The 22963-nt window shown below is 74.3% G+C and carries 17 protein-coding genes; 3 read left to right on the forward strand and 14 right to left on the reverse strand.

Translation table 11 applies throughout. The features are described from left to right. Positions 1–19: 19 nt before the first annotated feature. Positions 20–997: an LCP family protein gene (locus tag CCE01nite_RS22260; protein WP_084142912.1), complete on the reverse strand. Its 978-nt coding sequence runs from the start codon at positions 995–997 to the stop codon at positions 20–22. Positions 998–1600: 603 nt separating this feature from the next. Continuing rightward, the gene (locus CCE01nite_RS19495; protein ID WP_246056766.1) at positions 1601–2854 is read right to left on the reverse strand and encodes an LCP family protein; all 1254 of its coding nucleotides are present in this window, start codon (positions 2852–2854) and stop codon (positions 1601–1603) included. Positions 2855–2974: 120 nt separating this feature from the next. Here CCE01nite_RS19495 and galE point away from each other — a divergent pair, with 120 nt between their 5' ends. Next, on the forward strand, positions 2975–3973 hold the full coding sequence (gene galE / locus CCE01nite_RS19500; RefSeq protein ID WP_141372885.1) for a UDP-glucose 4-epimerase GalE: 999 nt from the start codon (positions 2975–2977) through the stop codon (positions 3971–3973). 136 nt (positions 3974–4109) lie between these two features. On the opposite strand, the gene CCE01nite_RS19505 is transcribed toward galE, so the two are convergent. The 6 genes from CCE01nite_RS19505 to CCE01nite_RS19530 all read right to left on the reverse strand — a co-directional run bounded on the left by CCE01nite_RS19505 (position 4110) and on the right by CCE01nite_RS19530 (position 9992). After that, positions 4110–4508 carry a DUF2304 domain-containing protein gene (locus tag CCE01nite_RS19505; RefSeq protein ID WP_141372886.1) on the reverse strand — a complete coding sequence of 133 codons (399 nt, stop codon included), beginning with the start codon at positions 4506–4508 and terminating at the stop codon, positions 4110–4112. Positions 4509–4517: 9 nt separating this feature from the next. Beyond that, positions 4518–5189 carry a glycosyltransferase family 2 protein gene (locus tag CCE01nite_RS19510; RefSeq protein ID WP_246056767.1) on the reverse strand — a complete coding sequence of 224 codons (672 nt, stop codon included), beginning with the start codon at positions 5187–5189 and terminating at the stop codon, positions 4518–4520. A 63-nt stretch (positions 5190–5252) separates the two neighbouring features. Continuing rightward, positions 5253–6248 (reverse strand): dTDP-glucose 4,6-dehydratase, encoded by a 996-nt coding sequence (rfbB, locus tag CCE01nite_RS19515; protein ID WP_141372888.1) that lies wholly within the window; start codon positions 6246–6248, stop codon positions 5253–5255. Positions 6249–6284: 36 nt separating this feature from the next. Beyond that, on the reverse strand, positions 6285–7412 hold the full coding sequence (locus tag CCE01nite_RS19520; protein WP_141372889.1) for a glycosyltransferase family 2 protein: 1128 nt from the start codon (positions 7410–7412) through the stop codon (positions 6285–6287). After that, positions 7409–8503, reverse strand: coding sequence for a glycosyltransferase family 4 protein (locus CCE01nite_RS19525; RefSeq protein ID WP_141372890.1), 1095 nt, complete (start codon positions 8501–8503; stop codon positions 7409–7411). Before CCE01nite_RS19525 ends, CCE01nite_RS19520 begins: the two co-directional genes overlap by 4 nt. A gap of 13 nt (positions 8504–8516) precedes the next feature. Next, positions 8517–9992, reverse strand: coding sequence for a hypothetical protein (locus tag CCE01nite_RS19530; RefSeq protein ID WP_141372891.1), 1476 nt, complete (start codon positions 9990–9992; stop codon positions 8517–8519). Between the two features lie 276 nt (positions 9993–10268). On the opposite strand from CCE01nite_RS19530, the gene CCE01nite_RS19535 reads away from it, so the two are divergent. Further along, a complete protein-coding gene (locus tag CCE01nite_RS19535; RefSeq protein WP_141372892.1) occupies positions 10269–12938 on the forward strand; it encodes an N-acetylmuramoyl-L-alanine amidase in 2670 nt (889 codons plus the stop codon). A 152-nt stretch (positions 12939–13090) separates the two neighbouring features. On the opposite strand, the gene CCE01nite_RS19540 is transcribed toward CCE01nite_RS19535, so the two are convergent. From CCE01nite_RS19540 to CCE01nite_RS19565, 6 genes are all read right to left on the reverse strand, one after another. Then, positions 13091–14923: a class I SAM-dependent methyltransferase gene (locus tag CCE01nite_RS19540; protein WP_084142857.1), complete on the reverse strand. Its 1833-nt coding sequence runs from the start codon at positions 14921–14923 to the stop codon at positions 13091–13093. A 5-nt stretch (positions 14924–14928) separates the two neighbouring features. Then, on the reverse strand, positions 14929–16284 hold the full coding sequence (locus CCE01nite_RS19545) for a glycosyltransferase (protein ID WP_052104329.1): 1356 nt from the start codon (positions 16282–16284) through the stop codon (positions 14929–14931). Continuing rightward, positions 16281–19301 carry a rhamnosyltransferase WsaF family glycosyltransferase gene (locus CCE01nite_RS19550; RefSeq protein ID WP_034633055.1) on the reverse strand — a complete coding sequence of 1007 codons (3021 nt, stop codon included), beginning with the start codon at positions 19299–19301 and terminating at the stop codon, positions 16281–16283. Before CCE01nite_RS19550 ends, CCE01nite_RS19545 begins: the two co-directional genes overlap by 4 nt. Next, on the reverse strand, positions 19298–20566 hold the full coding sequence (locus CCE01nite_RS19555; RefSeq protein WP_052104328.1) for an ABC transporter ATP-binding protein: 1269 nt from the start codon (positions 20564–20566) through the stop codon (positions 19298–19300). The genes CCE01nite_RS19550 and CCE01nite_RS19555 overlap by 4 nt, the downstream gene beginning before the upstream one ends. Next, positions 20563–21375: an ABC transporter permease gene (locus tag CCE01nite_RS21880; protein WP_052104327.1), complete on the reverse strand. Its 813-nt coding sequence runs from the start codon at positions 21373–21375 to the stop codon at positions 20563–20565. Before CCE01nite_RS21880 ends, CCE01nite_RS19555 begins: the two co-directional genes overlap by 4 nt. Before the next feature lie 65 nt (positions 21376–21440). Continuing rightward, positions 21441–22550 carry a glycosyltransferase family 4 protein gene (locus tag CCE01nite_RS19565; protein ID WP_246056769.1) on the reverse strand — a complete coding sequence of 370 codons (1110 nt, stop codon included), beginning with the start codon at positions 22548–22550 and terminating at the stop codon, positions 21441–21443. A 79-nt stretch (positions 22551–22629) separates the two neighbouring features. Here CCE01nite_RS19565 and CCE01nite_RS19570 point away from each other — a divergent pair. Then, on the forward strand, positions 22630–22963 hold a 334-nt coding region (locus CCE01nite_RS19570; protein WP_218026495.1), incomplete at its 3' end, for a hypothetical protein.

A 22963-nucleotide genomic window follows, 5' to 3' on the forward strand; every position in this document is an offset into this window, starting at 1 on the left:
GCCGACGACGGTCGGCAGCTCAGGGGGTGGGCATGCCGCCGACCGGTCCGGCCGGCTGCGCACCGTCGCGGATCGCCGCGAAGAACCCCGGTGCCAGGTCGGGGTCGAGCCGCACGGCCGACCCCACGCCGCCGGGCCGGTAGTCGACGTCCGAGATCGGCGGGGTCCCCGTGATGCCGTCGGGCCCGTTCGCCGCACGGAACGTCAGCGCCATGCGGCCGAGGTCGAGCATGCCCGTCCCCTCGCTGACCGTGAGCGCGCCGGTCCCGGACCGCAGGAGCGCGACCTGCTTGCCCGGCTGCATCAGCAGGCCCGGGTCCTGGACGCGGTTCGAGATGGACGCGACGAGCTGCTGCTGACGCTCGGCGCGGCCGATGTCCCCGTCGGGGTCCGCCTTGCGCATCCGGGCGAAGGCGAGCGCGTCGAACCCGGTCACGTCGCGGCACCCGGGGGTCCAGACCATCCCGCTGTCCTTGTCGTCGACCGTCAGGTCGGAGCACAGGTTCACTCCGCCGACGGCGTCGACGATCTGCTCGAAGCCCGCGAAGCCGACCTCGACGTAGTGGTCGACCGTCATGCCCGTGAGGCCCTCGACGGTCTGCACGAGCAGCGGTGCCCCGCCCGCCGAGTAGGCCGCGTTGAGCTTGCCGGGGCCCTGCCCGGGGATGTCGACGTAGGTGTCGCGCGGCAGGCTCAGCAGCGCCGCCGGACCCGAGGTCGGCTGGTGCAGCAGCATCATCGTGTCGGACCGCTGCCCGGTGGTCTCGGGGTCCTCGATCGCCCCGTCGGCGCGCGAGTCGGAGCCCGTGAGCAGGTATGTGGTGCCGTCCGTCCCCGCCGCGCCCGAGAGCGCCTCGACGTGCGTCAGGCGTCCGTCGGCCCAGATCAGCAGCCCGATCGGCCAGGCGACGACCGCGACGAGCACGAGCACGAGGCCGACGGCGACGAGCCGGCGACGCGAGAGGCGTGGGGCCGCAGGGGAGCCGTCGGTGGCCACGGGAGCCGGGCGGGCAGGGGTCCGGGCGGTGCCGGGGCGTGCGGCAGCGGACGGTGCGCCGGCGGGCGGCCGGGAGGCCGGTGGGCGTCCACCCGGGGTGCGTGCGGGCCGGGCAGGCGCCGCGTCGGCGGGCGTCGCGCGACCGGCGACCATGACCGGCTGGTCGTCCGCCGGGCGGCGTCCGGCGGTCGGTGTGGCCGGGCGGACGGCGGGCGGCCGCCCGGACGCGGGCCCGCGGTCGTCGCGCGGGGCCGGCGTGCGCACGGGCGTGGGCCGGGCGTCGTCACGTGCCCCTGGTCGTCCGCCGGCCTGCCGGGTGCCGTCGCTCGGGGTCGGTGTCGCGGGCCGCGCCGTGCGCGGGGGCGCGGGCCTCGACGGCCGGCCGGGCGTGCGCGTCCCGCCGCCGACCGCGACCGCGTCCGCGGCGCTCGGGGGGCGTCCGGACCCGGTGCCGGGCGCGAAGCTCGGGGGCGTCGCAGCGCCCGGGCCGTTGCGCTGGGGCACCCGGCTGGGTGCTCCGGGGGTCAGCGGACGGGCGGAGCCGCCCGTGCGGGCGCGCGACCCGCGGGCGCCGGGGTTCTCATCGGGCGTCATGGCACCTGCTCACGCCGGGCCGCACGTGTCGGCCACGGCAGCCGTGAGGGCGTCGCCCTCGGTCGGATCGGTCGCCGGGGCCGGCGGGGTCGTCGCGGTGCCCGGGTCCGGGGCCGCGGTGCCGGGGTCCGGCGCGGTGGTCCCGGGGTCGGCGGGCGTCGCGGGGTCCGCCACCGGGGCCGGCACGAGCGGCAGGTCGGCCGCCATGTTCGCCCAGATCTGGTCGGCCTCCGACGTCCACTCGACGCGGTTCGGGTCGCTCTCGGCCGTGGCGAACGGGATGGTCATGAACGTGATGCTGTTCGTCGGCACGTTCTGCAGGCTGAACGCGAGACCCGTCATGGCGGGGATCGACGCGAGCTCCGGGTTGGCCGTCACGGAGCTCGTGGCTGCGTTGAGGAACTGCACGAGCTGGGGGACGTCCGTGAGGAGGCTCTTCGACAGGACCGTGCGCACCGTGGCGCCGAGGAGCTTCTGCTGACGCACCAGGCGGTCCGTGTCCGAGCCGTTGCCGAGCCCCTCGCCGGTCCGGGCACGTGCGTACGCCAGGGCCGTCGACCCGTCGAGCACCTGGTCGCCCGCGGTCAGGTCGAGCCCCGCCTTCGTGGAGCGCATGTCGTTCGGGATGCACATCGGGATCCCGCCGAGCGCGTCGACCATCGAGATGAAGCCGGCGAAGTCGATCACGACGTAGTGGTGGATGAACACGCCGGTGTTCGACTCGACGGTCTGGATCGTGCACGCCGCGGCGTCCGACGCGAGGCCCGTCCGCTCCGAGCCGATCGAGAACGCTGCGTTGAACTGCCCGAACTGGCCTCGCGACGACGAGCCGTCCGAGCGCGCGCACGCCGGGATCTGCACCAGCGAGTCGCGGGGGATCGAGACGAGCTCGACGCGCGACCTGTCCGCGGAGATGTGCAGCACGATCGTGGTGTCGGAGCGCATGCCCTCGACCTTGCCGCCGATCTCGGCGTTCGCGCCGTCACGCACGTCGGAGCCCATGAGCAGGATGTTGACGGCCTGGCCCGCGTTCGGGTCGTCCGGGTCCGGCGTGGGGGTCGGGCGGTCACCGAGCAGCTCGGTGACGTCCTCGGCCTGGATATTGCTCTGGAGCTGGGAGTAGGCGGCCGCCATCCCGGAGAACCCGAAGGCCAGGACCGCAGTCGTGACCAGGGCGGCGCCGCGCAGGGCCGAGTGGCCCCTCCGGGTGCGGGCGTGCCGCACAGCGCGGGGGCGCGACGGGGCGGCGTGGCGGACTGTCACGTCAGGAGCATAAGAGAGGTGAGGCCGTAGGAGGGGGACCAGCGCGTCGGGTGCGGTGGAGGATTCGTGCAGACGACCCGCGCGCGTCCCCCGTCCGGCGCACGCCGTTAGGCTCGCGCCATGACTGTGCTCGTGACCGGTGGTGCCGGCTACATCGGCGCCCACGTGGTCCGTCTCCTCCAGCAGGCCGGCCGCGACGTCCTCGTGGTCGACGACCTGTCCACCGGCCGGCGGGAACGCCTCGGCGGGGCCGAGGTCGTCGTCGCGGACGTCGCGGACTCGGCCTCCGTCCGGGTGCTGGCCGCCGCCATGTCGTCGAACGGCGTGCGCCAGGTGGTGCACTTCGCCGCTCGCAAGCGGGTCGACGAGTCGGTCGCGCGCCCCGCGTGGTACTTCCGGCAGAACGTGACCGGGCTCGCCAACGTCGTCGAGGCGATGGAGACCGCCGGGGCCGACCAGCTCGTGTTCTCGTCGTCCGCCGCCGTCTACGGCGCGACCGAGGAGGCGTCCGTCGCCGAGGACGCGCCGACCGTCCCGGTGAACCCGTACGGCGAGACGAAGCTCGCGGGGGAGTGGCTGCTGCGCGACGCCGCGCACGCAGGCGTCCTGCGCGGCGTGGCCCTGCGGTACTTCAACGTCGCGGGGAGCGGCTGGGACGACCTCGGTGACCCGGCGGTCCTCAACCTCGTCACGATGGTGCTCGACCGGCTCGCGCGGGGCGAGGCCCCCCGTGTCTTCGGGACGGACTACGCGACGCCGGACGGGACGTGCGTGCGTGACTTCGTGCACGTGCTCGACCTCGCCCGCGCCCACGTCGCCGCCCTCGAGCGCACCGCCGCCGCCCCGGCCGGCACGTGCGACGTGTTCAACGTCGGGACCGGGGAGGGCGCGTCGGTCGCGCGGGTCGTGCAGGAGCTGGTCCGCCTCACCGGCATCGACACCGGGGTCGACTACGCCCCGCGCCGTGCGGGTGACCCCCCGTCGGTCGTCGCGTCCGTCGACCGCATCCGCGAGGTGCTGGGGTGGACGGCCCAGGAGGACCTCGAGAGCATCCTCGCGAGCGCGTGGTCGGCGTGGCAGGCCCAGCCCGCGCGCACCCCGGCGCCCGGCGTCGTCTGACGTACGACGCCACGTCGACGCGACGTCCCTCCTCCTACGGCACCGGCGCCTCGCGGCGTCGCCTCCCACCTGGCACGCGCGCGCCTCGCGGCGTCGCGTGCCACCCGGCACGCGCGCCTCGCGGCGTCGCCGGGGCTCAGGGCGTGGCCGGGTGGCGTTCCACCTCGACGGTCGGCTCCTGACCGACGGCACCCTGCTCCGGGACGGGCCCGACGCCCACCTCGTCGAGCGCGATGCGGCGCGCGAGGAGCGTGATCTGGGCCTCGAGCCCGCGGAAGCGCAGGTACGACGTCGCCATGTACCCCAGGAACGCCAGGATCAGGCCGTAGAGCAGCAGGTCGGTGCCGCGCCCGACGCCGACGGCGTTGGCAAGGGCGTTCCACACCTCCGGGAAGAGCACCGACGCTGCCGCGAACAGCACGAACGCGAGCAGCGTGATCCGCCGCAGAGCGAGGTGACGGGCGCCGCGCGGTGCACGCAGGCCGATCAGCGCGATGACGCTGATCGAGACGAGCAGGATGACCTTGATCCACATGGCGGCGACCTACTTGTAGAGGAGCTCGGTCAGGATGTTCACGGAGTTGAGCAGCGACTGCCCCTTCTTCCGCGAGTAGTCCGTGTACAGGATGTGCACCGGCTGCTCGGTGTACCGCAGGCCGGCCTTGCCCACCTGGTCGACGATCTCCGACGCGTGAGCCATCCGGTTCTGCTTGATGGACAGCGCCGCGGCGCCGGTCCGGTTGAACGCGCGCAGGCCGTTGTGCGTGTCGGTGAGGTGTACGCCCGACGTGGCGTTCGAGAAGGCGATCGCCGTCTTGAGCACGAGCTTCTTCATCAGTCCCGGCTTGGTCCGCCCGTCGAGGAACCGCGAGCCGAAGACCACGTCCGCCTCGTCCTTGCGCAGGCGGTCCACCATCGCAGCGGCGTCCTCCGTGCGGTGCTGACCGTCCGAGTCGAACGTGACGACGTAGCGGCAGCTCGGGCGGCGCAGCGCGAACTCGATGCCCGTCTGGATCGCCGCGCCCTGCCCGAGGTTGATCGGGTGGCTCACGACGACCGCACCCGCGGCCGTGGCGCGCGCGCCGGAGTCGTCGACGCTGCCGTCGTCGACGCACACGATGTTCGGGAACGTCTCCCGCGCGTGGGTCACTACGTCGTGGATGACCTCGGCCTCGTTGTAGAGCGGGACGACGAGCCAGGTGTCGTCGTAGGTCACGGGTGCGCCGTCCTGTCGTGCGGTGTCGGGCCCCGGCACTGCGTCGTCGCTGAGCATGGGTCGTCAGCGGCCGAGCTGGGCGTACTTCGCCTCGGTCGCGTCCTTCTGGGGTCGCCACCAGGCCTCGTTGGCCCGGTACCAGTCGATCGTCGCCGCGAGGCCGTCGCGGAAGCCCTCGTACCGCGGGGTCCAGCCGAGCTCCTCGCGGAGCTTCGTCGAGTCGATCGCGTAGCGCAGGTCGTGGCCGGGACGGTCGCTCACGAGGTCGTAGGCGTCGCGCGGCTGGCCCGTCAGCTCCAGGATGAGCTCGACGACGTCCTTGTTGTTCTGCTCGCCGTCGGCGCCGATCAGGTACGTCTCGCCGATGCGGCCGCGCTCGATGATCGTCCACACGGCGGAGTTGTGGTCCTCGACGTGGATCCAGTCGCGGACGTTCTCGCCGGTGCCGTAGAGCTTGGGGCGGCCAGCGTCGAGCACGTTGGTGATCTGCCGCGGGATGAACTTCTCGACGTGCTGGTACGGGCCGTAGTTGTTCGAGCAGTTCGAGATCGTGGCCTCGACGCCGAACGAGCGGACCCACGCGCGCACGAGCAGGTCGCTCGCGGCCTTCGTCGAGGAGTACGGGCTCGACGGGTTGTACGGGGTCTCGGGCGTGAACTTCGCGGGGTCGTCGAGCTCGAGGTCGCCGTAGACCTCGTCGGTCGAGATGTGGTGCAGGCGCACGCCGTGCCGGCGGACGGCCTCGAGGATGGTGTAGGTGCCGACGACGTTCGTCTGCACGAACGGCCACGGGTCCGACAGCGAGTTGTCGTTGTGCGACTCGGCGGCGAAGTGCACGACCACGTCGGCTGCGGCGACCAGGCCGTCGACCAGGTCGGCGTCGGCGATGTCGCCACGCACGAGCGTCACGGAGCCGGCCGACGGTGCGAGCGAGGCCTCGTCGCCCGCGTACGTGAGGGCGTCGAGGACCGTCACCTCGACGTCGGGGCGCTCGCGCACCGTCTGGTGGACGAAGTTCGAGCCGATGAATCCGGCTCCACCGGTGACGAGCAGGCGCACGAGGGACCTCCAGGCAGGGACGTGAACTCCCGCATACTAGTCGCTCGGCACCCGCCGGTAGGTCCCCGGTCCCTCCGCGGAGGGCCTCACGAGGAGGCGCTCGACGTCGGCGCGGGACACGGCCGCGGACCGCCCGATCGCGCGTCGTCGGGCCAGGAGCCGGGGCGCGAGGCGCACGCACGAGGCGAGCACCCGCAGCCGGGTCCGCACGTGCGCGGCGGGCTGCGACCGGCGGACCGCGATCGACGCCGTCGTCAGCACGAACCGCGCGAGGCACCGGGCGGCGAGGCCGGGGGTCGCGTCCTTGACGAGCACGAGCAGCCGGTTGCGGGCGTCGTGGAACCGGAACAGCTCGCTCGACTCGCGCGACGACGCGCCGTGCTCGTGGTGCACCACGGCGTCCGGGCAGTGCTCGACCCGGAAGCCCGCGAGGCGCAGCCGCCACGACAGGTCCGTGTCCTCGTAGTACATGAAGAAGTCGTCGTCGAAGAGCCCGACGACGTCGAGCGCGGAGCGGCGCAGGACGACCGCGGCGCCGCAGAAGCCGAAGACCTCACGGTCCGGCGCGTGCCGTCCGTGCTCCTCGAGCCACCCGCGGTCGACGCCGTAACCGTCGGTGCGCACGACGTTCCCCGTCGTGTTCACGAGCCGCACTTCGCCGGCGGGGTCCGCGACGTAGTCGCCGTGCGGCCCGTGCACGAGCAGCCCTTCGGAGTCGCCCGGACGCGCCGGTCGGAACCGCGCGGCGAGCAGCACGGTGGCATTCACCGCCGCGACGTCGTGTGCGGCGTCCGAGATCGCGCCGACCAGTCGTGCCACGAACCCCGGCTCCGGGATCGCGTCGTCGTTGAGCAGGACGACCCAGGGGCCGCCTGCCGTGCGCAGGCCGAGGTTGTTGCCGCCGGCGAAGCCGGTGTTCACGGGCGAGCGGACGAGGTGCACCTCGGGGTAGCCCCGCGCGACGACGTCCGCGGTGCCGTCGTGGGACGCGTTGTCGACCACGACGACGCGCATCGTGAGCCCGCCGAGCTCCTGGCCGCGCAGCGCGTCGAGGCAGGCGCCCACGCGGTCCGCGGCGTCGTACGCGACGACGACGACCGTGACGTCGGGGGCCGGTCCGGGCACCCGGTCGGGCTCGGCAAGCGGCGTGCGGGCGCCGCTCATCGTGCCAGGTACGCGTCGAGCGTCCGGTCGGCGCACGCCTGCCAGGTGAAGCGCCCCGCCCAGGCCCGTCGCGCCGCGACCGCCTCGGCGTCGTCGGGCGCGCGGAGCGCCTGCACGAGGGCGCCGGCGAGCGCGTCGACGTCCTCGGGGGGCGCGGCGAAGGCGTGCGGGCCGCCGACCTCGAGCAGCGCGGGGACCGCCGAGACCACCGCCGGCCGGCCCGTCGCGAACGCCTCCAGCACGGGCAGCCCGAAGCCCTCGTCGAGCGACGGGAGGACGAGCGCGCGCGCCGCGGCGACGAGCGCGCGCAGGTCCGCGTCCGCGAGCCAGCCGGTGAGGTGCACCCCGGGCGTCGCGGCGAGCCGCTCCTCGCGCCCGGCGGGCCCGGCGAGCACGAGGTCCGGCGTGCCGGGGTGGTCCCGGCGCGCACGGGCGTACGCCTCGAGGAGGCGCGGCAGGTTCTTGCGCGGGTCCAGGGAGCCGACGAACAGCAGGAACTCCTCGGGGAGCCCGCGCTCGTCGAGCCACCGCCCGCTCGCCGGCACCGCGTCGAACCAGGGCGCGTCGACGCCGAGCAGCGTCGGTGTCACCCGGTCCTCGGTGAGCCCGTAGTGCTCGCGCACCGCGGCCGCGACCGCGGCGGTGGGGGTGAGCACGTGCGCGCCCCGAGCGAGCGCCCGCGGCACGAGCTCCCGGTACTGCAGGCTCGCGGCCGTCACGGTCCCGGCGTGCAGCGCGTAGGTCAGGTCGTGCACGGTCAGGACCTCGCGCGCCCGGCGGGTCGGCGGGGAGACGAAGTTCGTGCCGTGGAACACGTCGGTGCGCCCCGTGAGCACCTCGACCGGCGGCGCGTCCCACCGGCGCCAGCACTCGCGCAGGAGGCGGGCCGGTACGCGCGGGCCGACCTGCCGCACGCCCGCGGGAAGCGCCGGGATGCGTCCACCGCGCGCGGTCCACGTGGTCACCCGGATCGTCGCGTCGGCGCCGCTGCGGGCGACGGCGTCCGGGAGGTGGCTCACCAGCCGGTCCACGTAGCGGCCGATGCCGGTCCGCGTACCGAGCAGGGGGGTCGCGTCCAGCGTGATCAGCACGCGCAGGATCGTCTCACGGCGCGCCGGCTGCCCCACGGGTGTGCCGTCGGCCCGGTCCGCCGGGCATCGACACGTCGTGCGGGCCCCGCGCGGATCCCGGCACGAGCAGGACCAAGGGGATGGCGACGAGCGCGACCTGCGTCGCGAGGCTGTACCGCGGGTTCGGGTCGAGGCTCGTCACGAGCCCGAAGAAGACCGCCCCGACGAGCGCGGCGGCCAGCAGGAGCGCGATCGTGACGGCGGTCGTCGTGCGGTCCGCGGCGTCCTCAGGTCGAGGTGGAGCCGCACGCCGGCCCCGCAGGAACCGCACGCCCAGCACGAGCCACGCGGCGGCCACCGCGCACGCCACCACGACGCCCCACGTGAGCACCGCGGACGCGAGACCCGGGTTGCGCCCTGTCATGCGGGTGAAGTCCCACTGGGACGAGCCGTTGTTCCCGGTGGCCCAGTCGTACGCCACCGCGAACGGCGACCCGAGGCCGTGCGCGACGTCGTGGACCACGTCCCACGCGACCGCCGGCAGGCAGCACTCGAGCGCCGCACGGACGGTCGCCCGGACCGCGGCGTCCCCGTCCACCGCGCGCAGCGCCAGCAGGACGGTCGTGCGGTCCGCGGACTCGGCGGGCACCGGCACGGCGGCGGCGACGTGCGGCGGCAGCAGCCCGCGAGCCTCGTCGAGGTGGGGGTAGGCCACCCGGTCGAACACCGCCCCGGTCAACGTCGCCGGCTCCCGGCCCAGGTCGGCCGTCTGCATCGCGCGGCTCAGCACCGTCAGTCCGAGCGCGGGGACGAGGACGGCTGCGAGCAGGACGGCGACGGCGCGCAGCGCGGTGCGACCCGGGAGCAGCGGCGAGCCGCGGCGCACGCGCAGCGCCACGAGCACGACGGTGACGCCGAGCAGCGCGAGCACCACGTACAGGCGCTCGGGCCGCAGCATCACGGACACCGAGGTCCCGAGCACGGCGACAGCGACGGGCCGCCACGAGAGGTCGGCACGCCCCGCGACCCGTGCGAGCGCCGCGACGAGCAGCACGAGCGCCGACGCCGCCAGGGAGTCGGTCAGCACGCTCGCGCTGTAGTGCAGGGGGAGCGGCAGGGTCACGAGCACCGCGACGAGCGCGGCGACCCACCGGCGGTCCAGCCCCGGGCGCAGCGTGCGCACCAGGTACGCCGCCGCCGCTGCGGCCACGGCGAGCTGGGCGACGTAGAGCAGCGCGTTCCACGGGACGCGGAGCACGGCTCCCACCTCGGTGGCGGCGCGGACGAGCGCCGGGTAGGCGATCGTCCGGTAGCCGTCGACGGCCCACGTCGTCGACTGCGACACGTACTCGATCGTGTCGCCGTACTCCGGCACGCCGGGAAGCTCGGCGACCCACCACACGACGCCGAGCGCCACCTGGACGGCGAGCACCGCGGCGAGCACCAGGAGGCCCGCGCGGGCCGGGCGGCGCAGGGGCGTCGCGGGCTCGACCGCTCGGCTCTCGCTCACGGCGGCCACCTCCCGGGTCCGGCGGGCGTGCGGGTGCCCGGCCCCGGGGAACCCTATCCGGCGCGAGCCCGGCGCTCGCCACGGCGTCGCGGGGGACCTCGTCCCCGGTGAGGGGGTTGCGCCCGTTCGCACCTCCGGCGCCGACCGGTGCGCGGACAGATCGCCGCACACCCGGGCAAAGGCCCCCGGGGTCCCGCGACACGCGCTCCGCGAGGGTCCCCGTGCGGGCTGCGCGGCCGTAGCCTCGGGAGCACCACGACCGCGAGGGGGACGGGCATGCAGGTGCCATCAGCACGGGGGCGCGAGAGCGCGAGGGTAGCCGGCATCGCCGCGCTCGCGGTCGCGCTCGTGACGGCAGGGGCCGCACCGGGGGTGGCGACGGTCCCGGTCGGGCCCGACCCAGGCACGTCGCCCGTGGCCTCGCCGTCACCCACGGTCGCCGTGGGCGCGGGCGAGGTCGTCCCGGACGAGGGGGCCGTCGTCGCACCCGAGGGCCCCGCGGGCGGCACCGGCGCGACCGGGGGCACCGACGCCCCGACGAGCGCCGGCACCCCGACGGCCGGCGACGCGCCGACCAGCACGGACGCACCGTCGCCCGCACCCGCGGACGAGCGTGCGAGCGACGCCGGTCCCGCGACCGGCGCCGGGCTCTCCAGCGTGCCGGTGGACGCCACGACGCTCCCGGCCGGGGTCGGCCTCACGGGCACCGCCGCGGTGACGACCTCCGAGCTCACCACCGACGTCTTCCACCTCGCGGCGGTGACCTGGGCCGAGCCCGACGACACGCTCGAGGTGAGCGCGCGGGTGCGCAGCGGCGACGGCTGGACCGAGTGGCAGCACCTCGAGGCGGAGGAGGGTGCCGGCGCGGACTCGGGACGCGGCGGGACCGCACCGCTCATCGACCTCGCGGGCGCCGACGGCATCCAGGTGCAGCTCGCCAGCCCCGACGGGACCTGGCCGTCCGACGTGCGCATCGACCTCGTCGACCCCGGCGAGGAGACCGCGGCGGACCCGGCGCCGGGCGCCGGCACCTCGATGGGTGCCGCGTCGACCGTCGTGTCGCGGCCGTCGATCATCACGCGCGCGCAGTGGGGCGCCGACGAGAGCATCAACACGAACAACCCGTCGCCCGCACGTGCGCTGAACATGGCGTTCATCCACCACACGGCGACGACGAACAGCTACGGGCCCGGTGACTCCGCGGCGCAGATCCGCTCCATCTACGTCTACCACGTGCAGGGACGGGGCTGGCCGGACATCGGCTACAACTTCGTGGTCGACCGCTACGGCCAGGTGTTCGAGGGGCGCTCGGGCGGGATCGACCTGCCGGAGGTCGGCGCGCACGCCGGGGACGGCTTCAACACCGGGACCGTGGGGGTCGCGGCGCTCGGGACGTTCAGCACGTCCGTGCCCGACGTGGTGCCCGAGGTCATCTCGCAGGTCGTCGCGTGGAAGTTCGGCCTCCACCAGGTCGACCCGTACGCGACGGTGCGCATGGTCAGCGGCGGCACCGGGAACGTGCGCTGGGGTGCGGGGACCGAGGTGTACCTCCCCGCGATCTCGGGGCACCGGCACTCGTCGTTCACCGACTGCCCGGGCGAGGCGCTGTACGCCGCGCTCCCCGCGGTGCGCGCCCGCACCGCGCAGCTGCTCGCGCAGGCGGCGCACGCGCCGTGGCTCGCGGGCAGCCTCGACGGTGTCCGGGTGCGCGGGAACACCGTGACCGCCTACGGGTGGAGCGCGTCGACGGAGCGCCCGGGCGAGCCCGTCCAGGTCACCGTCCGGTCGTGGAGCAGGTCCGCGACGACGACGACCGGGGTCGTGCGCACCGACGTCGCCGCGGCCTTCCCGCAGTACGGGAACCGCGCCGGCTTCGAGGCGAGCCTCGAGCTCCCGCGGAACACCTACCAGGTCTGCGTGGACGTCACCGCGCCCGGGAGACCCGCGGTGACCCTCGGGTGCGGCTACGCGACCGTCATGACGGGCATGGTGCTCGGGAACGTCGACCTCGTGACGCCGCGGAGCGGCGGGGCCACCATCCAGGGGTGGGCGCTGCAGCCGGGCGAGCAGGCGCCGAACAAGGTCCACCTCTACGTCGACGGTGCGTGGGGCGGGCAGCTCACCGCGAACGTGCCGCGCGCCGACGTGGCCGCGGTCTACCCGGCCGAGGGCCCCAACCACGGCTTCGCCGCGAACCTCACGCTCGGCGAGGGCCCGCACGACGTCTGCGCGTACGGCATCAGCCTGCGCGCCAACGAGACGAACCCGCTGCTCGGCTGCCGCCGGGTCGTGGTGCCCTCGCGCGCACCGGTCGGCAACTTGGAGGCCGTCGTCGGGTCGGACGGTGCAGCGCGCCTCATCGGCTGGACGTTCGACCCGGACACCTCCGACGCCCTCGACGTGCACGTGTACCGCGGGGGCGCGTGGGCGGGCAGCTTCGTGGCGGGCGGGAACCGTCCCGACGTGGCGCGGGCGTTCGGGCTGACGAGCGCCGCCCACGGGCTGACGGCCGACGTGGCGCTGCCGCCCGGCCAGCACGCGTTCTGCGCGTACGCGATCAACCGCGGGTCCGTCTCGCCGAACCCGTCGCTCGGCTGCCGGACCGTCGGGGTGCCGCTCGGCAACCCGTTCGGCAGCCTCGACATCGTCGAGCGTGTGACGGGCGGCGCGGCCGGTGAGACGCGGCTGCGCGGCTGGGTGATCGACCCCGACACCCGCGCGGCAGCCGCCGTGCACGTCTACGTGGACGGCTGGATGCAGGGCGCCTACACCGCAGGCGCCGCACGGGCGGACGTCGGCTCCGCCTACCCGACGCTCGGTGCCGGGCACGGCTACGACGTGCGGCTCCGGCTCACGGGCGGCACGCACAACGTGTGCGTGTACGCCATCAACACGGGGGTCGGCACGACCAACCCGCTCGTCGGCTGCCGGACCGTCACGGTCTGACGCGACGACGCCGGAGACGGCTCAGGGCCCGGAGGACGTCCTCCGGGCCCTGCGCCGTCTGTGCTCCGTGCACCCGCGCCGTGCCGCACCGGCGCGTCGCGCTCGCGTGAGTCGCGCCCCGGCGCGCCGGGGCGCCGCGCCTCAGCGGCGCGTCACGGCTGCGTCAGGCGTCGCTTGACCCGGCCGGCGATCCGACGCGCCTTGCGCACGGCGCTCGTGTCGTTGCGCCGGCGCAGCTCGGTGAGCTCGGCCTCCTGCACGCCGAGCCGGGCGTGCAGCCGGGAGAGCTCCGCCTCGACGTCCGCGAGCCGGCGGACCTCGCCGCGCAGCGTCGCGAGCTCGTCGCCCGCGCGGCGGTGCTCCCGGAAGTCGGAGACGTTGGTGTCGAGGAGCTCACGGAGCTGGCCCACGGAGCGCGCCGCACGCGCCGCCGGGCTCGCGTCCGAGGTGTTGACCGCTGCCTGGAAGGCCGACTCGGCGGTCACGAAGCGCTCGAGCGCGGCCTCGTCGACCGTCACGCCCACGTGGCCGGCGAGGATCGTCACGACGTCGCGGACCGTCCGGGGCGAGCCCCAGTCGCTCGGCTCGGTGCTGCGGGCGACGTCGACCGCGCTCCAGAACGCCCCACGGATCAGGTGGTTCTCCCGGCCGTAGCCCTGCACGAGCCACTCCTGGTCGATGACGACCAGCGTGTCCGAGGAGTCGACGATGATGTTGTGCGGGACGAGGTCGACCGGCGTCCACTCGTCCTCGACCACGCGGTCCGCCCAGCGCTTGAGCAGGACGCCCGCCTGGCCCGGGTCGCGCTCGACGAGGTCGAGGAGCGTGTGACCGGTGACGTGCGGGGCGCTCGGCTCCAGGACGTGCCGGACGTGCTCGGCGCCCGCCTCGGCCGGGAGGGACTCGTTCACGGCGGTCCGCACGAAGTCGATGCCGTCCGCGTGCCGGACGATCTGCGTGCGGACGGCGAAGCGCGGCTGACGCTCCGCGGTGAACGCGACGCCGAGTCGGTCGGACGGCCAGATCGACGACGGGGCACCGCGGTCGGCGACGACGACGAACGAGTTGGCGAAGTGCGTGCCCACGCCGGTGTCGACGAGCGTGCGCCAGGCGAGCCGCTCGTCGGCGAGCGACATGCGCTGCGTCATGTAGTCCGGGCTCGGGAAGGGCGGGATGCGCGAGGCGAGCGACCGGTCCTCGTCGAAGAGCTGGTCGTCGAGCAGGACCCGCGGCAGCTTGTAGTCCGGGAAGGCGCCGAGGACGCGTGACGTGAAGCCCGCCGTCTCGAGGAGCCCCGTGAGGCGCTGGCGGGTGAACGTCCGCGCCGGCGACGGCAGCGGGTACCCCTCGATCGAGTCGAACGCCCGGTCCGTGTGGTCCTCGGGCGCCCCGACGAGGTACTTGACGCCGACCTGGTTCTCGATCGCGAGCACGAGCGTGCCGTCCGGACGCAGCACCGACGCGATGCGACGCAGGAAGTCGACGTAGGGCTCGGGGGAGTCGGTCCCGTGCGCGACGTACTCGAGCACCCCGACGACGACGACGACGTCGTACGTCGGCTCGGCGGGGACGTCGTCGAGCGTGCCGACCATGACGGCGACGTTGGGCTGGTCACGCGTCCGCAGGCGCGCGACACGCGCGCGGGCGGCCATCGGCTCGACCGCGTCGACGAGGGCGACCTGCTCGCCGAGGTACCGCGTGATCGGGCCGCAGCCGCAGCCGATCTCGAGCACCCGGGCGTCTGCGGGGAGGTCGAGCCCGCGCAGCAGGTTCGCGCGCACGGTGGTCAGCGAGTAGCGCGTGGCCCAGTCCGTCGCGGCGTCCGCCAGCTCCTGCGAGGAGGACGAGAGGTCGCTCGCACGGGACACGATGCCCGCGAGCGTCTGCTCCGCGCCGTCGGCGTAGGCGAGGCCGGCCTCGGAGAGCACACGGCAGCCGAACTCGTCGACGGTGCCGAGCGCGCGCACGGGGGTGGGAGACGACATCGGTTCTACCTCTCACGGGTGGGGGTCGCGGCGCGGGGAGCGCCAGGACGGATCATCGCCAGAGCCCGCCGCCCCACTGCATGACGGAGCTCACGCCGTCGGTCGCCCGCGTTCATGCGTCGGACGCGCGCGACCTGGGCCCGCCGTCGACCACCCAGCAGATCGGGCGCCGACGCCGGAGCCGAACAGTACTCCAGCAGCGGGCCCGCCACGCGGGTCCAGCGCAGCGAGGGGGCGAGCGCCGAGGCAGCGGCCCGCGCGGCGTCGAGCGCGGCGCGGTCGCCGAGCACCTGGGCGAGCCGGTCGTGCAGCGCGTCGACGTCGCCGGGGGGCACGGTCCAGCCGGCGCCGTGCGCCTCGAGGAGCGTGCTGAGGGGGTCTCCGCCGGTCGCGAGCGTCGGGACGCCCGCCCAGACGTAGTCCAGCAGCCGCGTGCGGTAGGAGAACTCCGTCTCGACGTGCGCGAGGTGCGTGCTGACGCCGAGCGTGGCGTCCGCGAGGTAGTCGGCCCGGCGGTCGTAGTCGATCCAGCCGGGCAGGAAGAACACGTGCGTGCCGAGCACGCCGAGCTCGTCCGCCGCCGCGCGGGCGCGCCGGGCAGCCTCGCCGCTGCGCACGTCGGGGTTCGGGTGCGCACCGCCCGCGAACGCCAGGCGCACGGTCGGACGGGTGCGGACGAGCCGCGCGACCGCGCGCACGAGGACCTCGGGGTCGAACCAGTTGTAGAGCCCGCCACCCCAGTACAGGACGTCGGAGTCGTCGTCGATCTCGGGGACGGCGGCGCGCAGGCCGCCGCCCGCAGTGGCGGCCGGGGGCGCGGGCAGGCCGAACGGGACGACGGCGAGCAGCCGGCTCAGCGCGGGGTCCGCGTCGTACGTGTCGGGGTTGATCCGGCCGTGCGCGGCGAGGTGGCCGACCCACAGCTTGCGCTGGTCGTCCGACGCGCACAGGAACGTGTCGCCGAGCAGCGCGTTCGTCCGCATGGCACGCACGGCCGCGTCGACCGCGAGCTGCCGGTGCCGGGGCGGCAGGTCCGCGGTCTGCTCGAGCGCCTCGAGGTGGAACGGGTCGTACAGGTCGACCACCAGGCGTGCCCGGCCCGACGCGAGCGCCGGGTGGCGGTCGAGCAGGTCGCCGCCGACGACGACGACGTCGGCCTGGTCCGCCGTCGCCGCGACGTCCCCGGGGGCCACGTGGCGCACCGGGACGTCGCCCTCACGGGGCGCGACCTGCCCGGTGCTGACGACACCCGCGTCGTGCCCCGCCGCGCGCAGCACCCGGGCCAGCTCGAGGCACCGGATCGCCGGGCCCGCGACCCGGTCGGTGACCGGCTCGGGGGTCAGGAACGCGACTGACGTCACGAAGCCTCCGGGTCGCACAGGTACGCGTACAGCCCGGAGAACGCTCCGTCCCAGTCGGAGTGGCGCGCGTCGATGTCGGCGGTCGCCTGCTCCGACAGGCGGCGGCGAAGGTTCGCGTCCTCGACGAGGCGGGAGAGCTGCTCGACGATGCCCGAGACGCCGAGCTCGGCGAGGAGCGAGTTGCGCTCGTCGTCGAGGATCCAGTGGCCCCACGGGTTGTCGAACGCGACGACCGGCACGCCCGACGCCATGAGCTCGAGCGGCAGGTACGACGGGTGCTTCGACACCGTCAGGGCGAGCCCGATGTCGACCGTGCGGTACAGGACGCCCGTCGCGCGGTAGTCGAGCAGGCCGAGCTGCTGGATGTCGCCCGCGCGCGAGGTCCCGCGCGCCCACGAGCCGGCCGCGACGATCCGGACACCCTTGCCGTACTTCTGCTTGATCTCGCCCAGCGCCAGCGAGGCGATCTCCCAGCAGTTGCGCCAGTGTCCCGGGCGTCCGTACAGGAAGATCGTCACGGGCCGGTCGGTCGGGCGGGGCTCGTCCCCGTCGTGGAAGACGCCGCGGTCCACGGCCGGCATGAAGGACGTGCCCTTGCCGTGGTAGTCCTCGCGGTAGATCTTGTGGAGGTTCGCCGTGTTGCAGATCCCGTACAGCCCGAGCCGGTAGGACTCCTCGGTGAGGGCGTAGAGCGAGCCCGCCGGGTAGAACATCGGCTCGAAGTCCTGGATCAGGTAGAACCGGCGCGGGGCGCTGCTCGACTTCGCGACGAAGTACGCCGTGACCCACAGGGTCGCGATCGAGGCGTCGGCCTCGGGGACCGCGTCGAGCTGGGCGGCGCTGCCGTCGTGGAACACGATCTCGGAGTCCGCGAGCCCCGGGAACGCCGCCGCGACCGCGGAGCGGACGTACAGGTCGTGCGGCGCGCCCCACACGATGAACCGGTTGACGACGCCGTGCTCGCGGCGCAGGTGGTCCGCGAGCCGGAAGGCGGTGTTGATCCCGCCGTAGTACGGCGAGTCGATGTCCGGGATGAACCAGTTGACGGTCCGGACCTCGCGGAACCCCTGCGTCGAGGCGTGCACGGCGTCGAGGCGCGCCTTGTCCGTCGAGTCGGCCCGGCACAGGTCGGCGAGCATCATCGCCTCGTTCTCGTCGTTCGCCTGACGGAAGATCGTCAGGTTCCGGCCGAGCGGCTCCGAGAGCATCTGACGCGCCGTGGGCTCCTGCTCGCTGCGCAGCCGCGGAGTGCGGCTCGTGAGCGACAGGTGCGGCGAGAAGTACGGGTCGCCACCGAGGACCCACGGGTTGTAGCGCCAGTAGCTCGCGAAGAAGTCCTCCGGGGGCACCGTCGAGCCGCGCGTCGCGGACTCGAGGTGACGCACGCCCACGTGCGGCGAGCACACGTTGCGCCGCCCGGACAGCACCGCGTCGAGGCCGAGCGTGACGTCGGACCCACACAGCACGAAGCGCTCGTCGAACCCGCCGAGCTCCTCGAACACGTCGCGGCGGATCGCGAGGCACGCGCCCGTGACCGACAGCGTGTTGCGGTACCGGTCGGTGGCGCCGAGGAGGCTGTCCGAGCCGGGCTCCATGCCCTGGAACAGGTGGTCGGCGAACCCGCCGAGCCCGAGCACCACGCCCCCGTGCTGGATCTTGCCGTCCGCGTCGAGCAGCTGACCCCCGACGCACCCGATCTCGGGCTGGACGGCCCAGCCGACGAGCTCCTGGAGCCAGCGGGCGTCGGCGACCTCGGTGTCGTCGTTGAGGAAGACGACGACCTCGCCGCCGGACTGCCGCGCCGCGACGTTGTTGACGCGCGAGTAGTTGAACGGCGCCTCGGTCCACCACGTGACGGTCAGCTCGCGGCCGAGCGCGTCCCGCTGAGCGGCGTACCACGCGTCGTTGTCGGCCGACTGCCCGCCGTTGTCGATGACGTGCACGTCCCACTCGCCCGCGTAGTCGGTGCTGCGCAGCGACGCGAGCGCACGCCCGAGCAGCGGCCGGTTGTGCCGGGTCGGGACCACCACCGACACCGACGGCCACGACGCCGGCGTCGGCGTCACGCGGAGGCTGTCGCGCCCCGCGGTGACGAGCGACGGGCGCCCGATCTTCTCGAGGTGCGCGCGCACGGCCTGCGCACCCTCCTCGGTGACCCGGTCGTGGTGGTTCTGCACGCGCGCCAGCGGCCGGGTGACCCGGTCGGACTGGGGCTGCGTCGCCGTCGAGCGGACCAGCAGGTCCCACAGCGCCGCGTCGGTGCCGAGAGCGGCGAGGCCGCCCAGCTCGACGACGAGGCTGCGACGCATCGCGAAGGCCGCGCCGACGTAGTTGGCGCCGAGCAGCGCCTCGGGTGACCAGGAGGGGCGGATCCGGGCGGTCGGCTCCTCGCCGCGCGCACCCCGGACCTCGTCCCAGGTGACGATGTCGAGCAGCGGGTTCTCCCACGCGGCGCCGGCGACCTGGAACAGGGCGTCGGGCGCCAGGACGTCTCCGGCCGGCAGGAACACGACGTAGTCCGCGGCGGACACCACGGCCGCGCGGGTCGCGTGCTCGGTCCAGTGCGTGTCCGCGGTCCACACGTGCTCGGCCTCGGTGGACGTCGTCGTCGGCGCGACGTCGCCGCACACCACGACGCTGCGGTGGGTCCACGACTGCGCGAGGACCGAGTCGATGCTCGCGTCGACGGCGCCGACGCCCGCGCCGGTGTACGGGGTGACCACGACGAGGAACGTCACGGGGTCGGTCGCCGCCTGCGCGTACGCGCGCTGGTCACGCAGCGAGTCCCGGCTCGCGGAGAGCTGCGAGAGCCACGTCCCGACCGAGGGGCTCGCCGGGGTGATGGCCCCGGTCGCGGTGAACGCGCTGCGGACCTGCCCCGCGGCGGACCGGGCGATCCGCGCGGACTCGAGTGCCGCCTTGGCGGTCGCCCGCTTGCGGGTCCCCGGTGCGAGGCGTTCGGACGCCTCGGTGCGGACCCGCTCGAACGCCTGGCGGGGGGTCGGGATCCAGCTCATCGGGTCTCCTCCAGCGTCGCGTCCGCGACGGTCGACAGTCGCCAGGTGCCGGGCAGCACGACGTCACCGCCCTGGGCGGGTCCGCGCCCGGTCTGGACCGTCAGCGACGCGGTTCGGTCCAGGTGGTCGTAGATGTGGGTGTAGGTCGAGTCGGTCACGCCGATCGAGACCTTCCAGTGACCGTGCTGCAGCGGCAGCCGGTCCAGGTGGTAGTCGACGTGGCCGTCGCCCTCGAGCACGCCGAGATCCATGCTGACCGAGTTCGGGCCGGCGACCTTCTGCCCGTGCTCGGGGTAGAACGCGAGGGCGAAGACGGGGTTCTCGACGGGGGAGTGCGCGCGGAAGCGGACCCGGAGCGTGAGCTCCTCGCCCGTGACCGCCATGCCGCCGTCGTCGCCGGCGATCACGTCGAGCCCGAGCACCTCGATCTCGCCGGTGCCCTTGCGGTTCGACGTGTCGAGGCCGGCGTCGGGGGTGACGGTGTGGGTGCGCTCGAGGCGCGTGCTCTCGCGCTTGTTGACGTCCCGGACGTAGGCGTCCACGACCTCGATCGCGGGCCCCTCCGCGACGAGGCGCCCGTGGTCGAGCCACGCGACGCGGTCGCACATCGTCTGGACCAGCGCGAGCGAGTGGCTCACGAAGATGATCGTGACGCCGCGCGAGCGCAACTCGGCCAGGTAGTCGAAGCAGCGCCGCTGGAAGTCCTCGTCACCGACGGCCAGGATCTCGTCGACGATGAGGATCTCGGGGTCGAGGTGCACGGCGATCGAGAAGCCGAGCCGTGCGTACATCCCGCTGGAGTAGACCTTGACGGGCGAGTCGATGAAGTCGCCGAGCCCGGCGAACTCGAGGATGCGGTCGAACGCCTCGTCGATCTTCTTCTTCGGCATGCCGAGGATCGAGCCGTTGAGGTAGATGTTGTCGCGCCCCGAGAGCTCGGGGTGGAAGCCCGCGCCCAGCTCGAGCAGGGCCGAGACCCGGCCTGCGTGCTCGACGGAGCCCGAGGTCGGACGGTGGATGCCCGCCATGAGCTTGAGCAACGTCGACTTGCCCGAGCCGTTGTGCCCGATGAGCCCGTACGTCGTGCCGCGCTCCACCTGGAGGTCGACGTCCCGCAGGGCCCAGAAGTCGTGGTAGCTCGAGCGGCCGCGGACGAAGAGCTCCTTGAGGCTCGTCCGCCGCTCGTTCGCGAGGCGGAACCTCTTCGAGACCGAATCGACGGTCACCGCGATGTCCCGGCCGTCCGTGGCCAGCGCGTCGTTCACAGGTCCTCCGCGATGTCGAGGGCGGACCGCTGGAACACGGCCCAGCCGATGAGGAACGTGAGGACGGCGATCGCCGTGAGCGCGAGCATGAGCGTCAGGCTCGGCAGCACGCCGTACCAGAGGGCGTCGCGCGCCGCCTCGACGAACCGGCCCAGCGGGTTCAGGCCCATGATCCAGCGCGCCGGGATGCCCGACGCCGTCTCGACGGGGATGTCCTCGGGCGGGTAGATGATCGCCGTCGCGTAGAACAGGAACTGCATCGCGACGCCGACGAGGTACCCGACGTCGCGGTAGCGGACGTTCGCGACCGACACCATGAGGCCGAGCCCGATCGAGAACAGCGCGAGCAGCGCGAAGACGACGGGGACGACCAGGACGGCCCACGAGAGGTTCTGCGCGAACGCGAGGACGACGACGAGGATCCCGAACTCGATGCCGGTCTGCACGAGCGCCGACATCGCGTTCCCGATCACGGGCGCGAACGCGGGGAAGCGGATCTTCTTCAGCAGGGGGCCGGCGCCGATCAGCGCGCCCATGCTCGAGGTGACGATGCCGTTGAAGAAGTTCCAGCACACGAGCCCGATGAACAGGTAGATCGTGTAGCTCTCGAGGCGCCCGTTCCCGGCGACCGGGGGGACCCGCTGGAAGATCGTGGAGAAGACGAGCGTGAAGATCAGGAGCGTCGCGGCGGGGTTCGCGAGCGACCACAGCCAGCCGGCGGCGCTGCCCCGGTACCGACCTTTGAGCTCCCGTCGCGCGAAGTTGGTCGTCAGGGCGCGGTACGTCCAGAGCTCGGACAGGTCCTTCATACGAGGTGAGTTTCTCCCATGGGGGGTGACCGCGGGCACGGCAGCGGACGGCACGAGAGTCTAACTCACCCGCCCTGGCCTGCTGCGTCGTGGTAAACGGCGGCCGTCGCCCGGGCCGCCTGCTCCCAGGTGAGCCCCGCGGCCGCGCGTCGGCCCGCCTCGCCGAGCCGCGTCCACGCGTCACCGAGCACCGCGGTCAGGCCCGCCGCGATGTCGCCGACGTCCCGGGGGTCGACGAGGACGCCCGCGTCCCCCGTGAACTCCGCCATCGACGTGCCGGCGCTCGTCACGACCGGCACGCCGTGCGCCATCGCCTCGAGCACCGGCATCCCGAAACCCTCCCAGAGCGAGGGGTAGCAGAAGGCGGCCGCGCCGGCGTACGCCCGGTGGAGGTCGGCCTCGGGGAGCCGGCCGAGGTGACGGACGTCACGGTCCTGCCGCGTGTCGTGCTCGGCGAGCCCCGCGCCCCAGCCCGACGGGCCGACGAGCACGAGGTCGAGCGGCTCGGGCAGGTCGGCGGCGAGGAACGCCTCGACGAGCCGGTCCACGTTCTTGCGCGGCTCGACCGTGCCGCACCACAGCACGTACGGGCGGCGCAGGTCGTGGCGCGTGCGGAAGTCCTCGACCTCGGCGGCCCGCACGGCGGGCACCCGGACACCGTGCGGCACGACGACCACCCGCGCGGCGTCGATGCCGGCCTCGACGCAGTCGTCCCGGGTCGCGACGGACGGGACCACGACGCGCGTCGCCTCGTCCCGAGTCCGCGCGAGGCTCCGTCGGAAGTAGCGGGCGCCCCGCGGCGTGAAGTGCTCGGGCGTGCGCAGGAAGGCCAGGTCATGGACGGTCACCACCAGGGGCCGGCGCGTCGGCGGCACCGCCCAGGTCGTCGCGTGGACGACGTCGGCGCCGCGGACGAGGTGCTCGGCCCGCGGGGCGCCCGCCCAGTTCCACGCGTCGTAGAGCACGCGGCGCGGCACCGGGGCCACCGCCGTCGACCGCACGCTCGGCCGCAGGTGCGGGGCGGGCTCGCTACCCCCGGGATGGGCGGCGCGCACGCCGACGACGTCCGGTGCCGGGTCGAGCGTGGCGAGCGCCTCGGTGAGCCGGGCGACGTAGGTGCCCGAGCCGCCCGGCACGGGCTGCCAGCTCTGCTCGACGACCATCGCCACTCTCACCGCGGACCGGCCCCTCTCGGCTGTGCGCGGGCTCCGCCGGTGCGGACGGGTGTCGGTCCCCGGGCCACGCACTGCGAGTATGACGTGGCCCACCCGGCACGACCTACAGGAGGCGCACGTGCACGCGCTGCGACGCCCGCCCGACCCGTCGGCGGCCGGGGACGGCACGGTGGCCGGCGGCACCGCCGGGGACGCGGCCGGCAGCACGGCCGGTGGCGAGCGCGACGGCACGGCGCGGCACGGTGCGCTCGAGCGCGTCGGGGTGCTCGTGGGTGCGCTCGTCGACCGTGCGCTCGCGGTGGCCGTCGTCGCCTTCGCCGCCTGGACCCTTCTCTACGAGCTCGCGCTCGCGCAGCTCCTCCCGGCGGTGCTCGCCGGCTGGCTCGCGCTCGCGGCCGCCGCGGGCCTCGCCG

This window comes from Cellulomonas cellasea (genome assembly GCF_006538745.1).
Taxonomy (GTDB): Bacteria; Actinomycetota; Actinomycetes; order Actinomycetales; family Cellulomonadaceae; genus Cellulomonas_A; species Cellulomonas_A cellasea.